The organism is Gluconobacter kondonii (genome assembly GCF_002723995.1).
GTDB lineage: Bacteria > Pseudomonadota > Alphaproteobacteria > Acetobacterales > Acetobacteraceae > Gluconobacter > Gluconobacter kondonii.
In genome coordinates, this window is sequence record NZ_BEWP01000002.1 from 179,600 (window position 1) to 193,525 (window position 13,926).

A 13,926-nucleotide genomic window follows, 5' to 3' on the forward strand; every position below is an offset into this window, starting at 1 on the left:
CATCCGTAAGTTCGTGACGGACTGTGAATTTCGCCCGCCGCAACCTCATTCTGCGATGGGTTTGCGGAGTTTGCGGAAGAAGTCTTTCAGCAGCGCCGACGCCTCACGCTCGCACACGCCGCCGATCACTTCAGGGCGGTGCAGACAGGACGGACGCTCGAAAATGCGCGGCCCGTGCTCCACGCCGCCGCCTTTGGGATCATAAGCGCCGAACACGACCCGCCCGATCCGGAAATGCACAATCGCCGCCGCACACATCGGACACGGCTCCAGCGTCACAACCAGCGTGCAGTCCGTCAGACGCGGACTTTGCAGACGCGCAGCCGCCTCCCGCATCGCCAGAAGCTCGGCATGGGCGGAGGCGTCATGCACGCCCTCGACGTGATTGCGCGCCACCCCCAGAACCCGTCCGTTCGGGGCTAGCACGACCGCGCCGACCGGCACCTCGCCACACGAGGCCGCCTCCCGCGCGGCTTGGAGCGCGGTCTGCATCGCCGGACCGATATCCGTGTAAATCCTTGTCTGCCCCTGACTCATGATGCGATGATGCGGCGCATGACCCCTCCCCGTCCATCCCCTTCGCATCGCGCGCCGCTGATCGGTCTGACGCTGGATCATGAACCCGGCGGGCCGGGGCAGTTCTCGCGTTATCCCTTCCATGCCCTGCGGGAGAATTACCTGAGCGCCGTGAGCGCCGCCGGGGGAATGCCGGTGTGTCTGGGTTATGACTGCGATGCCGAAGCCCTGATGGCACGGCTGGACGGGCTGATCGTTACAGGCGGCGCGTTCGATGTCGATCCGGCACTTTATGACGAGCCCCCGCACCCGCTGACCAGCCCGCACCCGGCCCGCACCACCGCCGAACTGGCGCTCCTGCGGGTCGCACTGGCGCAGGGCAAGCCGGTTCTAGGCATCTGCGGCGGAATGCAGCTTCTGGCGGTACATGCCGGAGGCACGCTGATCCAGCATCTTCCGGAAGAGCTGCAACACGAACAGCCCAACCCGCGCCACGAACCCGGCCATGACATCGACATCGTCCCCGGCACGAAACTCGCGCGGATCGTGGGGGCGGAGCGCATGAGCGTGAACTCCTCGCATCATCAAGCCGTCCGCGACCCCGGACGGGCCAAAATCTGCGCTTATGCGCCGGATGGCACCATCGAAGCGATCGAGCTTGATGGCCCCGGTTTTGCCATTGGCGTACAGTGGCACCCCGAATTCTCCCTCGACCCCGGCGACCGTCGCCTGTATGCGGCGCTTGTGGAGACTGCACGATGACCGACGACAACACCGAAAACACCGCCCCCGAGATGCCCGAAATCTCTGACCTGCATGAGGACACTGCGCCCGAGACGGACGCAGCAGCCCCGAGAGGCGAACGCATCGCCAAGGCGCTGGCCCGCGCCGGCGTGGCCAGCCGCCGCGATATCGAACGCATGATCGAGGACGGACGCATCAAACTGGGCGGACAGATCGTCACGCATCCGGCGACTTTCGTGCAGCCGGGCGACATCATGCTGGTGGACGGCAAACCCGTGGACTCCCCCGAGCGCACGCGTTTGTGGCGCTACCACAAGCCCGACGGCCTGATGACGACCCACAAGGACCCGGAAGGCCGTAAAACGGTATTCGACACGCTGCCCGAAGGTCTGCCGCGCGTCATCAGCGTGGGACGTCTGGATATCAATTCCGAAGGTCTGCTGCTGCTGACCAATGACGGCGAACTGGCCCGCCGCCTCGAACTACCCGGCAATTCCTGGGTCCGCCGCTACCGCGTGCGCGTTTTCGGTGTTGTGGACGAAAAGCGTCTGGCCTCACTGATCAATGGTTTCGACTATGACGGCGTGCGCTACGGTTCCATCGAAGCCGCACTGGACTCGAAAAAAGGCGACAATGCCTGGCTCACGGTCAGTCTGCGTGAAGGCAAGAACCGTGAAATCCGGCGCGTCATGGAAGGTCTGAACCTGCATGTCAGCCGCCTGATCCGCCTGTCCTACGGCCCGTTCCAGCTTGGCTCGCTGAAAGCGCGCGAGCTGGAGGAAGTTCCCGGCAAGACCCTGCGCGAGCAGTTGCCGGACCTCCCCGCCCCGAAGCGTCATCGGACGCGCTGATCCATGCGGATTGTTGGAGGAGACAACAAGGGCCGCGCCCTGACCGCGCCGTCGGGAACCAGCACGCGCCCCACGTCAGACCGCACGCGGCAGGCGATTTTCGACATGCTCGCTCATGCGCCGTGGTACGGGCAGGAGGAGCTGGAAAAGGCTTCCGTGCTGGACTGCTACGCCGGAACCGGCGCGCTGGGGCTCGAAGCCCTGTCGCGCGGGGCGGAAAAAGCCGCGTTCATCGAACGCGACCGCAGTGCGCTCTCGGCCCTGCGGATCAATCTGGACATCTGCAAGGCTCGGGACCGTTCCCGCGTGCTGAGTTGCAGCGTCACGCATCCGCCCAAGGCCACGGAACCCTACACGCTGGTTTTCCTCGACCCGCCCTATGGCAAGGGGCTTGTCGAATCGGGTCTGCGGGCGCTGGCGCGGAACGGCTGGCTGGCGCAGGGCGCGCTGATCGTGGCCGAAACGGGCGCCACGGAAGAATTTACGCCCATCATGCCACCTTCTGAACACTTTATGCCCACACTCACGCCAGAAATCCTCTGTGAACGCCGTTTTGGCGCGGCAAAGGTGACGATCTGGAAGCATTCCTCCACTTTTCCTTAATTTTCCCTCTGTATTCAGTACCCTGTCGGCTATAGTTCAGAGTGAATTTTACAAGCCGCAATCCAGAAAAACGACGGGGTGACGAGACTTGGCCGCGTTCAGCCGATCGACCAGTACAGTGCGCAACATCGTCCGCGACGCGCATGACCGGCACATGACACCGAAACTGCGAAGCGCCCTGCGCGCGCGCTGCATGGAGCTTCTCGGGCTGGTCCTGCTGATCTTCGCCGTGGCGGTCGGGATCGCGCTGTGGAGCTTCAATCCGCACGATCCGTCCTTCAATACCTCGACGGGAACGCAGCCGACGAACCTTCTGGGTCGTACGGGCGCGACCATTTCGGATGGGCTGATCCAGTGGCTCGGCCTCGGCAGCGGCATGCCGATCGTCATTCTGCTCGCCTGGGCCTGGCGCATGGTCCGCCATCACGGCATGAGCCTGCCGATCCTGCGGATCGTGGCCGCCCTTGCCCTACTGCCAGCCGCCGCCACCTTCATCGGCACGCTTCAGCTTCTCATCCCCGGCCTTCAGGTCGACTGGCCGACCGCCAGCGGTCTGGGCGGTGAAATGGGCGTTTCTTTTGCCCATCGCCTGCTAGATGCCGCCCATGCCGAAGCCGGGGCCGCCGGAAACGCGATTGCCGTTCTTCTTGTCCTGCTGCTGATGGGTCTGCTGCTGCCACTGGCTATGGGTCTTGAGGCCCGCGAATGGCGCGCTCTGGGCAAGACGGCCGTGGTGCTGGGGCGCCAGCCCTTCTCACTCGCCAAGCGCATGAACGGCCCGCAGACATCCGATCATCGGCCCGCGCCCGATCCGCGTCTGTATGAATTCCAGCCCAGCCCAGCCGGTGGCGCTCCAGCAGCGGATGCAGCCCCCCTGTCCTTCCTGCGCCGTAGCTTCGGTAAGAGCGATCCGCGCTCCCGCCCCGAGCCGTTCGTGCCGCAGAATACCGGCTGGATGCAGCCCCCCATGGACACGCAGGACGATCCCTACAGCCAGCCAGCCGCCGAGACGCGCCCGGTCAGCCGGACGGAAGCCGCGGCTGCCCGCGCTCGCCAGACTGCGGCGCCGGAAGAGGAAGACGCCCCCTCCAACCCTTATGCCGAGCGTCTGGCCCAGATCGCCCGCCAGCGCGATACGCCGCTGCCGCCCGTCCGGCGTCAGATTGACGACGAAATGGACGAGGATCTGCCCCAGAGCAGCATCGACACACCGCCCGAACCCGAGCCGCAAAAGCGTGGCCTGTTCGGAATGCGTCGCCCGGAACGTCCGCCCGAACCTGTTGCCCCACGTCCCGCCGCGCCGCGCAATGCCGTGGCGACGGGCTGGGAACTGCCCCCGCTCGCCCTGCTGAACCCGCCGCCTCCGCACGCCGTAACGGGGCCTTCGCAGGAGACGTTGCAGTCCAATGCCCGCCTGCTGGAGAGCGTTCTGGCCGATTACGGCGTGCAGGGCACGATCGGCGATATCCATGCCGGTCCGGTCGTCACGCTGTACGAACTCGAACCCGCACCGGGCATCCGCTCATCCCGCGTGATCGGACTTGCCGACGACGTGGCGCGCTCGCTGTCTGTTCTGAGTGTGCGTATTGCCACCGTGCCGGGACGCAACGTCATCGGCATTGAGGTTCCCAACGCCAAGCGCGAGACGGTCTATTTCTCCGAACTGCTCCGCACGCCGGAATGGATGAACGGAAACGGTCGCCTTCAGATCGCGCTCGGCAAGGACATCGCAGGCGTTCCGGTCTATACTGACCTTGCGAAAATGCCGCATCTGCTCGTCGCAGGTACGACAGGTTCGGGTAAGTCGGTCGGTGTGAATGCCATGATCTTGTCGCTGCTCTACCGGCTCAGCCCGGAAGAGTGCCGCCTGATTATGATCGACCCCAAGATCCTCGAACTGTCGATCTATGACGGGATTCCGCATCTCCTGACCCCGGTCGTGACGGAACCGACCAAAGCCGTCAGCGCGCTCAAATGGACCGTGCAGGAAATGGACCGCCGCTACCGCCTGATGGCGCAGCTTCAGGTCCGCAACATCAACGGCTACAACGAGCGCGTGAACCAGCTCCGCTCTTCGGGCGAGATGGTCACCAAGCGCGTCCAGACCGGCTTTGACCCTGAAACGGGCCGCCCGGTGTTCGACGAACAGCAGGTCGCAACAGAAAACCTGCCCTATATCGTCGTCGTCATCGACGAAATGGCCGACCTGATGATGGTCGCGGGCAAGGAAATCGAAACTGCCGTGCAGCGTCTGGCCCAGAAAGCCCGTGCCGCCGGCATCCACGTCATCATGGCAACGCAGCGCCCGTCCGTTGACGTCATCACCGGCACCATCAAGGCGAACTTCCCGACCCGGATTTCCTTTCAGGTTATCAGCAAGTTCGACAGCCGCACGATCCTTCAGGAACAGGGCGCGGAGCAGCTTCTGGGTCAGGGTGACATGCTGTTCATGCAGGGCGGTGGCCGCATCACGCGTGTCCACGGCCCGTTCGTGGCGGATGAGGAAGTCGAGGCCGTTGTGGCGGATCTACGCTCCAAGGGCGATCCGATCTATAACGACGACGTGGTCTCCGGTCAGGACGACGACAGTGCGGGCGGCCTGACAGCAGGGTCCGGCTCAGGCGGTGACGGAGAAGGCACCCTGTTCGATCAGGCCGTGGACATCGTGATGCGTGAAGGCCGCGCCTCCACGAGCTTCATCCAGCGCCACCTCTCGATTGGATATAACCGCGCGGCCAAGCTGATCGACCAGATGGAAAAGGAAGGCATCATCGGTGCCGCGAACCATGTGGGCAAACGCGAGATCCTTGTCCGCCGCAAGGAAGAGCATGAAGACTGACCGCAAGGAGCGGATCCGACGGGCCAAGGCCTCGCGCAACGCCCACAAGCCGCGCCGCCTGCCAACGCAGGCGGACTCCCCCGCCTCCGAAGGCCCGCGCACCCCGTTTTATCCGGGAATGGAGATTCCCGTCCTGCTGGAAACGCCCCGATTCCTGATTCTGGACAAGCCAGCCGGACTGGCGGTGCATCCCGGCCCTTCCACGCAGGATTCCGTAGAAACCCGCCTGCTGCCGCATCCGCGCGGAGGGCCGTGGCTGGCGCACCGACTGGATACGGACACATCCGGCTGCCTGCTGGTTGCACGGCGCAAAACGGCGCTGATCGAGGCGCAGGCAGCGTTTCAGGAGCGGCAGGTCCGCAAGCTTTACTGGGCGGTTGTGGTAGGGAATCTGCCGCAGGATAGTGGCGAAATTGACGCACCGCTTCTGCGGCAGTCCGATCCCTCGGGCTGGCGCATGGTTGTGGATGCGAAAGGCGATGAGGCCCGGACGCGCTGGCGTGTGCTGGGACGCGGCAAGGGTCTGTGCTGGGTGGAACTGGAACTGCTTACGGGACGCACGCATCAAGCCCGCATCCATTGCGCGGAACTGGGAACGCCGATCCTTGGCGATAGGGTTTACGGGGCTGCAGCAGGGCAGTCTTTACCGGGGCTGCATCTGCTCGCCCGCAGTCTGGAACTGAACCTGCCGTCTGACACACTCGCCGCGGAAGCGTCCCCGCCGGATTTCATGGCGGAGACGCTGCGGCGGATGGGCTGCGAGAGCGTGATTCAGTCCTGAACGAGTTTTAGCGTGCCGACCACGCTGTGGGTGATGACGTGATCGCGGCCATCGCCAACCTTCCCGGTGGCCGTGATCGTCCGGACCTCTGCTGACCCGCCGGATTCTTTTTCCCAGTTCCCGATCTGCACCGTTAGGCCGAGAGACTGCTGGAGAGGCAACGTCTTGTCCGAGCGTCGCTGTTTCAGGTGAATGTCGAAGGTTCCACCAAATCCATGAGGCAGGTGGATCGTCATATCGCCGCTGACCGTGCCGATATCAATCGTGCGCATCTGCGGCGCGGCATCAAGCGTAAGGTTTGTATCCCCGCTGACACTGCGGATCATGACATTGTGGGTCGCATGATCAATCGTGCTGTCACCATTCATGGTGCGGATCGAGACTGCACCGTCGGAATGATCGAGCGTGATATCGCCGCTGGCACTGCGGATTTCCACAGCGGCTACCGCATGATCCACATCCAGCGCGCCATTGACCGTATGGACCTCGAGCGGCCCTCTGGACTGCTTGATATGAATGTCGCCGCTGACGGTCCGGACAGACAGCGGACCGTCTGACGTCCCGATACTGACATCTCCGTTGATGCTGGAGAGTTTTCCACCTTCGGGCAGGGTGGACAGGGACATATCGTCCGAAATCGAGGACTGGTTCAGCGGGGCTGCGCAGACCGGAAAGGCCAGTGCTGTGCCGAGGGCGAGAATGGGAAGGGAAAGCGCGAAACGGTTCATGATATGGGCCTTTCGGGCTTCAGCGACCGGCGACGGGACGATTGAGCAAAGCGGCATGCACGCCGCGGGCAATGGCCCAGGCCGTGAGAATGCCCCAGGCCAGTGTCAGCCCCCAGGGTACCACCATGAACACCAGCCCAAGCCCGCCCGTAATAGCGCCCAGAGCCGCGACCATGAGATGGATCGTCCCGATGATGGTCAGGGCGAGCGCACCGTACCAGAACATCCGCACCTGCCAGTCGAGTTGCGTGCGCGTCAGGCCCGTGGCGGAGCGGCGGCTTTTATGCGCGATCATCACGCCGATCAGGGCTGTCACGCCCGTGAAAAATCCGGCGACATACAGCGCATAGATCAACAGGACCAGATCGCGACCGCTCCGGGCATCATCTCCGCGGCCGTAGCGGCTGGCGGGTTCGTAAGGGGCGTAGGATGCGTACATGAGGGAAACATTCCTCTGAGAAAAACTCGACAGCAACCTTGATGCACAAACCGTGCCAGATAGGGATTCCCGGCATTTCGACGCATGAAATCCGCCGGGAACTCTGAAGAAATGGCGTATTGCGCCAGTTCCCGACGAGCCTATTCCGCCAATGCCCGGAAACGTTCGGGAAGCGGGCCATCTCCTGCGAGAATGCCACGTACACCCACGATCAGAGCCACCAGCAGGACGATGTTCCAGACTGCGAAAATACCGATCGGCAGCAGGAAAAGAAGCTGGCCGGGGCCGGAACTTCCGGGCGGTTCCGTCAGGAAACACGCCAGAAACAGAGCGGCGGAACCGACGATAAAGGCAACATCATACCAAAACAAACGCACCAGCCAGTTCAGATGCATCCGCTCTATCCCAACGCTCGGTCGGCGCAGGAGATAGGCGACAATCACACCCGCCAGAAGGCTGATGCCCGTGAAGAAACGGGCGATATACAGTGCATAAACAATCAGCACGCCGCTTCTGCCAACGACGGGGCTAGAGGCTCGGGAGGTTCTGGAAAATTCGCTCAAGCGCGTCTCCTGATGGAAGGTTCAAATGAAAACGCCCGACCAGAGAGGCCGGGCGCAAAATCACGCGATGGTGATGTCCCGGAAAATGTCAGCGGCCAAGTTTGCGGAGCTTCACGCCCGACATGAGCCGCTTTTCGATGACGGCGAGGGACATCCCCCGCGTCTCCGGGACGAACAGGATGGTCAGCAGCAGGAACAGTGCGTTCAGCCCAGCGAAGAGCCAGAACGTGCCTGACGTGCCGAGGGTTTGCATGAGGGTGAGGAAACTCACGCCGACCAGAAGATTGGTCATCCAGTTGGTGAAAGTCGAAATGGCAATGCCGAAGTCACGCCCGCCGAGCGGCTGGATTTCGGAGCACAGCACCCACATCAGCGGCCCCGCCGACATGGCGAAACCAGCGCAGAAAATCATCAACAGGAACACCGCCGCGATCTGGGAGGACTGCGTGGTCATGCCAGTCTGAAGCAGAATGGCCAGAATACCCATGCCGAACGCCATAACCGTAAAGCCCGCATAGAGAATCGGCTTGCGGCCCCAGCGGTCGACCAGTCCCAGCGCTACGAAGGTCGCCAGCATGTTCACCAGACCGATGATGGCCGTACACCACATCTGCGACTGTGCATCGAAATGCGCTGCCGCGAGAATGTTGGGCGCGTAATACATGACGATATTAATGCCCGCGAGCTGCTGCATCATCTGAAGCATCACGCCCAGCGCCACGGAGCGGCGGAAGTTGGGATTGGTGCGGAAGAGCTTGAAACCTTCCTGTTTCGTCTCAAGCTGCTCGCGGATGGCGCGGATTTCCTTGGCGGCCGTCAGCGGGTCTTCCCGCAGGTCCAGCAGGATCTGTCGCGCTTCCTTGTGGCGTCCCTGCGCCGTCAGCCAGCGCGGACTGTAGGGCAGGAACAACACGCCAATCAGGAACAGAACGGCCGGGATGCCAGCCACACCGAACATCCAGCGCCAGTTGCCGCTATAGGAAAAATAGGTGTCGGACAGGAACGCGATGAAAATGCCGACCGTCACCATGAGCTGATAGGTCGAGACCATCGCCCCGCGCGCATCCTCACTGGCGATTTCCGACAGATAGAGCGGAGCCGTGAAGGCGGAAATCCCGACCGCGACGCCCATGACCACCCGAAAGGAAATCATGGACGCGACCGACCAGCACATGGCGCAGCCGATCGTGCCGACGACGAAAATAGCGCCACCCACGATGAGGGAATGTTTGCGGCCAAGCGTCTTGGACATCCAGCCCGCACTCAAGGCCCCCGCCGCCGCACCCGCCATCATGGAACTGACGACCCACTCCAGCGCGATGGTGGAGGCATGATATTCCTTGCCGAACAGGTCCAGCGCCCCTGCCACTACCCCGATATCAAGCCCGGACATGAGACCCGCCAGCGCGGCAATCACGCCAATGGCGATGATTTTGAAGCGCGTTGCGTCGAAAATGGATGTGCTGCTGTCATCCTGCGGCGAAATGGTCCCTATCGTTCCGGGCTGATCATTCATAGGGCAGTGCGTTCCTTTTATTCTGTCATAAAATGACATCAATCTTTCATGCGGATGTCATATCCGTAACCTATAACACAAAACCGTTTACAGCGTGAGGGCACTGCGGAGTTCGCCGACGGTGAACCCGTTCCAGTTCCTCATGGTCTGCGTGGCGGTTGCGTCCAGAATGTCGCGGTCTGCGGCGTCCCGACACAGCGTTTCGCCACCGAAGCGACGCAGCAGGGCGGACATTGCGACTTCCGCAGCGCGATTGGCGCCATCATCGGTTTTGATGGCCAGACCCAACCCCAGTTCCGGTAAAGACGCGATCATCACGCCTTCCGCCCCCATCTTCACAAAGGCCCGCGTGCCGAACCGGTCCATGATTTTCGTGTCATAACGCCCCGTCCCGGCGACCATGAACGGATTGGCTGCTACGGCCTCACGAAGACGTGTGGCCGCACGGAAACGCCCTTCGGACAGTCCGGTTCCCGCGCCGAATCTTGCAAAACCTTTCGCAAGTGCTTTCAGGGGGACGGCATAGGTCGGCATGGAACAGCCATCCATGCCCCGGTTGGCGTCGTCATGCGGCGTGTCCATCATGGCGGCCAGCACATCCGTTACGCGGCGCTGGATCTCATGGGACGGGTCGATATAGCCGGTCGGATCGATTCCCTGATCGCAGGAGAGGCACACCATGCCCGCGTGTTTGCCCGAACAGTTGTTGTGCAGCGGACAGGCGTCCTGATGGGCAGCCGCCAGCGCGCGGCCAGCCGGTTCATAGGTCGGCCAGTGCGTCCCACATTCCAGAGACCCGACATCCCTGCCGACCGATTCCAGCATCTTGGCCGCCATTTCGGCATGGGCTTTCTCGCCACCATGCGAGGCGCAGGCAAGCGCCAGAGCGTCGCCACTCAGACCGAGACGGTCCGCAGCGCCACTTTCCACAAGCTCGATCGCCAGCAGAGATTTGACGGTCGAACGCGGAAACACCGCAGCCTCCACATCCCCGCAGGACCAGACCACGCCACCATCGGCATCCACGACGACCGCCCGGCCCAAATGATGGGATTCGACGCGTCCGCCGCGCGTGACCTCGGCCAGAAGGCCCGACTGTGCTGCCATATGATACTCTTCCTGCCTCTCATGATATTTCCGGACCGAGCACATAGCACGGACGGCCGTCCTGACGATCCGCCGTCAGCCAGGGCTGGATCAGACGCCGTCGAACACGCACGATACCCAGATCTTCCGTCACCGGAGCATCCGCAAGATCCTGCGCCAGATGCGCGGCCGTGCGGAATATGAGGCCGTCCGTCAGGAGGAGGCCGTTTTCCACAATCATCCGGGCGCTGACGATATCTGTCAGATGATACACAAACGCCTCCCCGGACGGAGGGCGGAACCCGACAGGATTCAGGAGACAGGCTTCGACCTCATCCGCATCCAGATGCGTCAGCGGTGGTGTCCAGCCCAGAAGATCCGGTTGGTCAGTCGGGGGCACAGAAGCACGGGGCAGCGGATTTTCCGGGCGCGGACGACGGGACTGGGGCAGCGTTTCAAACAGCGGCGCCGACGACGGGGAACGACGGCGGCCCATGCGTCTCAGCCTGCCGTGGTTTTCGGTCGGCGTACCGGCAGGACACCGGCTTTCTGGCAGGCCACGCACAGGCCTTCGATTTCGACGGTCGCGGACTCGGCTTTAAAGCCCATGCTTTGCGCGGCACGGGTCAGAACCGGCGCGATGGATTCCTGCTCCAGTTCCCACGCCCGATCACAACCCCGGCAGATCAGAAATTGCGCCCGGTGCATCCCGCCTTCGTCATGGTGGTTGCAGCCATGCGGACATTCCACAGCGTGCGAACAGCCTACGAAGGCGCTCAACCGCTCCAGACGGTGGATCAGGCTGTTTTCCAGCAGAAAATCCAGCGCCCGGTAAACCGTAGGCGGGGCGGCTTTCGGATGGGCGGGACGCAGTCTGGCCAGAAGATCATAAGCCCCGGACGGCTTCTCGCTGGACAGGATCAGCCCCAGCACCTGCCGACGCGTTTCGGTCAGGCGCTGACCGTTGCGCTGGCACCACTCGGCCGTGAGGTCGAGGCGCTGTGTGACTTCGGGCGAAAAAACGAGCGTATCAGCAGTGGCAGAAGAATCCGGCATGGACGTCAATATGGCATCCCCGCCCCGCTTTGCCGAGAGACCCACCTGCAAAACAGTGTCAGGTTGCGAACTGCCGGACCAGATCCTGGATCACGTCCGGATCGCTTTCCAGCATGACCTGTCGGCGGAGCTGGTCGCAGTCTTCGAGCGTCAGGGTGCGGATCAGGCGCTTCACGCGTGGCAGGGAGGCGGAGTTCATGGAAAAGGACCGCAGACCCAGACCGATCAGCAGCGCCACCACCCGCGGATCAGACGCCATTTCTCCACAGACCGAAATCGGACGACGCGCCTTTAGGGCCGAATCCGCCGCCGCCTCGATCAGCCGCAGCACACCCGGATGAAGCGGACTGTAGCGGTCCGCCACCATGGAATCCGAACGGTCCACGGCGAGCGTGTACATCGTCAGGTCATTGGTGCCGAGCGCCATGAAATCAGCGTGCCGGGCCAGCGTATCCACCGTCAGAGCGGCGGCGGGAGTTTCGATCATGATCCCCAACGGCGGCAGCGGATCGGGCAACGTATGGCCTTTGCGTTTGAGGCGTCGGGCCACCCGGTCATAGATCTCCCGCGCTGCAACGATTTCGTCTGCGGACGTCACCATCGGCAGCAAAATCCGCACCCGACCGATGGCTGCGCCTTCTTCAGACTCGGCGGCCCGCAGGATCGCGGCGAACTGCGTCTCCAGCACCTCCGGCACCCGCAGGAGCAGACGCACCCCCCTCAGCCCCAGCGCGGGGTTGCCACCATCCGCGACCTGTTCGGCCAGACCCAGCCGACGCATACAGGCCCGACCTTTCTCGCCGCCCCAGTCCAGCACGCGGATCGTGACGGGACGGCCGTCCATGGCCTGCACGATGGCGCGATAGGCGTCTGTCTGACCGTCTTCGTCCGGCAGGTCTTCGCGTTCACCGAACAGGAACTCGCTGCGCAGCAGGCCAATGCCCTTCGCACCATTGCGCAGCAGCATCGGCATTTCCGCGGGCAATTCCAGATTGGCCGAAAGTTCAATGTCCTCGCCGCTCTGTAGCTGAGCAGGCAAGCGCTTGAGCCGTCCGAAGGCCCGCTTTTCCCTGACCTCACGCTGTGCGGACTCTGCCGCCAGACGCAGTTCGGTCTCGTTGGGCGACAGCGTGACGGTCCCGAGATGCCCGTCTACAACCAGCATCTCGCCTTCCTGAACCTGCGCCATGAGGTTTGGCACGGCGAGGATGGCCGGAATATCGAGCGCGCGCAGCAGGATCGCGGTGTGATCCGCCCCGCCCCCGCCCTGCGTGACGACCGCCGCGATGCGTGCGGGATCGATCATGGCAACATCGGCTGGACGAAGCTGCTCCGCCACCAGAACCGAGCCGGGAGACAGGCTGGAAAACGCGCGATAGGAAATGCCGGTCAGGTTCCGCATCAGGCGACGCCCGACTTCTTCGAACTCGCCCGCAAGACGCAGATTGGCGTCGGCGTCCTGTGCGCTGTTCTCCCGCGCCACGGCTTCCGCCATGCGCGAGACCTGCGCCGCCAGTTCCTGCGTGACGTCCGAAACGGCTGCCTCTGCACAAAGCCCCTCGCCCGCGATCCGCTCCCGCACCTGACGCACCAGCCGCGACGGGCCGAGCATCCGTTCATAGACCGTCAGAAGGGAAGCGATTTCCGCACGCCCCTCTTCCGGCAAGCCGACCAGCCGGTCGCGCATTTTCTCTATCTGATGAAATGCCCGAGCGATGGCTTCGTCCAGACGGACGTTCTCTGCCTCCGGCCCAATGGCGCTGTAGCGTTCGGTGATGTCGGGCAGCGGGAGGGCTTCAACCCGTCCGGCAGGGCCGAGTGCCATACCGGGCGTGATGGCCTTGCCTTGGAGAAACGTACTGGAGGACGCGCTGCGGCGGGGCTGTCGGGAAGAGCGGCGACGGGACGGCGTTTCAGTCACGCTCGCCAAATCCGTCCGCGATCAGGGCCTCCAGCGCGTCGAGCGCTTCGACCGCCTGAGGCCCGTGGGCACGAAGCGTCACGCTCTGCCCCTCCCCGGCTCCCAGCATCATCAGTCCCATGATCGACAGGGCGGAGACGACATTGGAGCCGTGAGCAATCGTGGCCTCGGCGTCAAAACGCTCGGCAGTGGTCACGATCTTGGCGGCGGGACGGGCATGAAGCCCCAGATGGTTGACGATGCTGACAGTGCGCGGCGGGACGGACAGGGTCGTATCACTCAT

15 protein-coding genes are annotated in these 13,926 nt (G+C 63.2%); 5 read left to right on the forward strand and 10 right to left on the reverse strand.

Annotation, left to right across the window (positions count from 1 at the left end):
* Positions 1-45 precede the first annotated feature (45 nt).
* Positions 46-492: a nucleoside deaminase gene (locus GKO01_RS03305; protein WP_099285865.1), complete on the reverse strand. Its 447-nt coding sequence runs from the start codon at positions 490-492 to the stop codon at positions 46-48.
* A gap of 51 nt (positions 493-543) precedes the next feature.
* Between GKO01_RS03305 and GKO01_RS03310 the strand changes: the two genes are divergently transcribed.
* The 5 genes from GKO01_RS03310 (at position 544) to GKO01_RS03330 (ending at position 6,334) form a co-directional block, all read left to right on the forward strand.
* Positions 544-1,278, forward strand: a complete 735-nt coding sequence (locus GKO01_RS03310) for a gamma-glutamyl-gamma-aminobutyrate hydrolase family protein (RefSeq protein WP_099285735.1) — start codon at positions 544-546, stop codon at positions 1,276-1,278.
* A 32-nt stretch (positions 1,279-1,310) separates the two neighbouring features.
* Positions 1,311-2,111: a pseudouridine synthase gene (locus GKO01_RS03315; RefSeq protein ID WP_099285866.1), complete on the forward strand. Its 801-nt coding sequence runs from the start codon at positions 1,311-1,313 to the stop codon at positions 2,109-2,111.
* A gap of 3 nt (positions 2,112-2,114) precedes the next feature.
* Positions 2,115-2,714 carry a 16S rRNA (guanine(966)-N(2))-methyltransferase RsmD gene (gene rsmD / locus GKO01_RS03320; RefSeq protein WP_099285736.1) on the forward strand — a complete coding sequence of 200 codons (600 nt, stop codon included), beginning with the start codon at positions 2,115-2,117 and terminating at the stop codon, positions 2,712-2,714.
* Between the two features lie 154 nt (positions 2,715-2,868).
* Positions 2,869-5,553, forward strand: coding sequence for a DNA translocase FtsK (locus GKO01_RS03325; RefSeq protein WP_244901304.1), 2,685 nt, complete (start codon positions 2,869-2,871; stop codon positions 5,551-5,553).
* Positions 5,543-6,334 carry an RluA family pseudouridine synthase gene (locus tag GKO01_RS03330; protein WP_099285738.1) on the forward strand — a complete coding sequence of 264 codons (792 nt, stop codon included), beginning with the start codon at positions 5,543-5,545 and terminating at the stop codon, positions 6,332-6,334. Before GKO01_RS03325 ends, GKO01_RS03330 begins: the two co-directional genes overlap by 11 nt.
* Here GKO01_RS03330 and GKO01_RS03335 read toward each other — a convergent pair.
* The 9 genes from GKO01_RS03335 to GKO01_RS03375 all read right to left on the reverse strand — a co-directional run bounded on the left by GKO01_RS03335 (position 6,325) and on the right by GKO01_RS03375 (position 13,926).
* Positions 6,325-7,062, reverse strand: a complete 738-nt coding sequence (locus tag GKO01_RS03335; RefSeq protein ID WP_167383415.1) for a DUF4097 family beta strand repeat-containing protein — start codon at positions 7,060-7,062, stop codon at positions 6,325-6,327. The two genes, GKO01_RS03330 and GKO01_RS03335, sit on opposite strands and share 10 nt — an antisense overlap.
* 19 nt (positions 7,063-7,081) lie before the next feature.
* On the reverse strand, positions 7,082-7,501 hold the full coding sequence (locus GKO01_RS03340; RefSeq protein ID WP_244901305.1) for a hypothetical protein: 420 nt from the start codon (positions 7,499-7,501) through the stop codon (positions 7,082-7,084).
* A 140-nt stretch (positions 7,502-7,641) separates the two neighbouring features.
* Entirely contained in the window at positions 7,642-8,064 is a 423-nt protein-coding gene (locus tag GKO01_RS03345; protein ID WP_099285740.1) for a hypothetical protein, read from the reverse strand.
* A gap of 88 nt (positions 8,065-8,152) precedes the next feature.
* Entirely contained in the window at positions 8,153-9,580 is a 1,428-nt protein-coding gene (locus GKO01_RS03350) for a sugar porter family MFS transporter (protein ID WP_244901306.1), read from the reverse strand.
* A gap of 87 nt (positions 9,581-9,667) precedes the next feature.
* Complete coding sequence (locus GKO01_RS03355) at positions 9,668-10,687, reverse strand: asparaginase (protein ID WP_099285742.1); 1,020 nt, start codon at positions 10,685-10,687, stop codon at positions 9,668-9,670.
* Positions 10,688-10,706: 19 nt separating this feature from the next.
* Positions 10,707-11,162, reverse strand: a complete 456-nt coding sequence (locus tag GKO01_RS03360) for a hypothetical protein (RefSeq protein ID WP_099285743.1) — start codon at positions 11,160-11,162, stop codon at positions 10,707-10,709.
* 5 nt (positions 11,163-11,167) lie between these two features.
* Complete coding sequence (locus GKO01_RS03365; RefSeq protein WP_099285868.1) at positions 11,168-11,722, reverse strand: Fur family transcriptional regulator; 555 nt, start codon at positions 11,720-11,722, stop codon at positions 11,168-11,170.
* Between the two features lie 58 nt (positions 11,723-11,780).
* On the reverse strand, positions 11,781-13,643 hold the full coding sequence (gene ptsP / locus GKO01_RS03370; RefSeq protein WP_099285744.1) for a phosphoenolpyruvate--protein phosphotransferase: 1,863 nt from the start codon (positions 13,641-13,643) through the stop codon (positions 11,781-11,783).
* On the reverse strand, positions 13,636-13,926 hold the full coding sequence (locus tag GKO01_RS03375; RefSeq protein WP_099285745.1) for an HPr family phosphocarrier protein: 291 nt from the start codon (positions 13,924-13,926) through the stop codon (positions 13,636-13,638). The genes ptsP and GKO01_RS03375 overlap by 8 nt, the downstream gene beginning before the upstream one ends.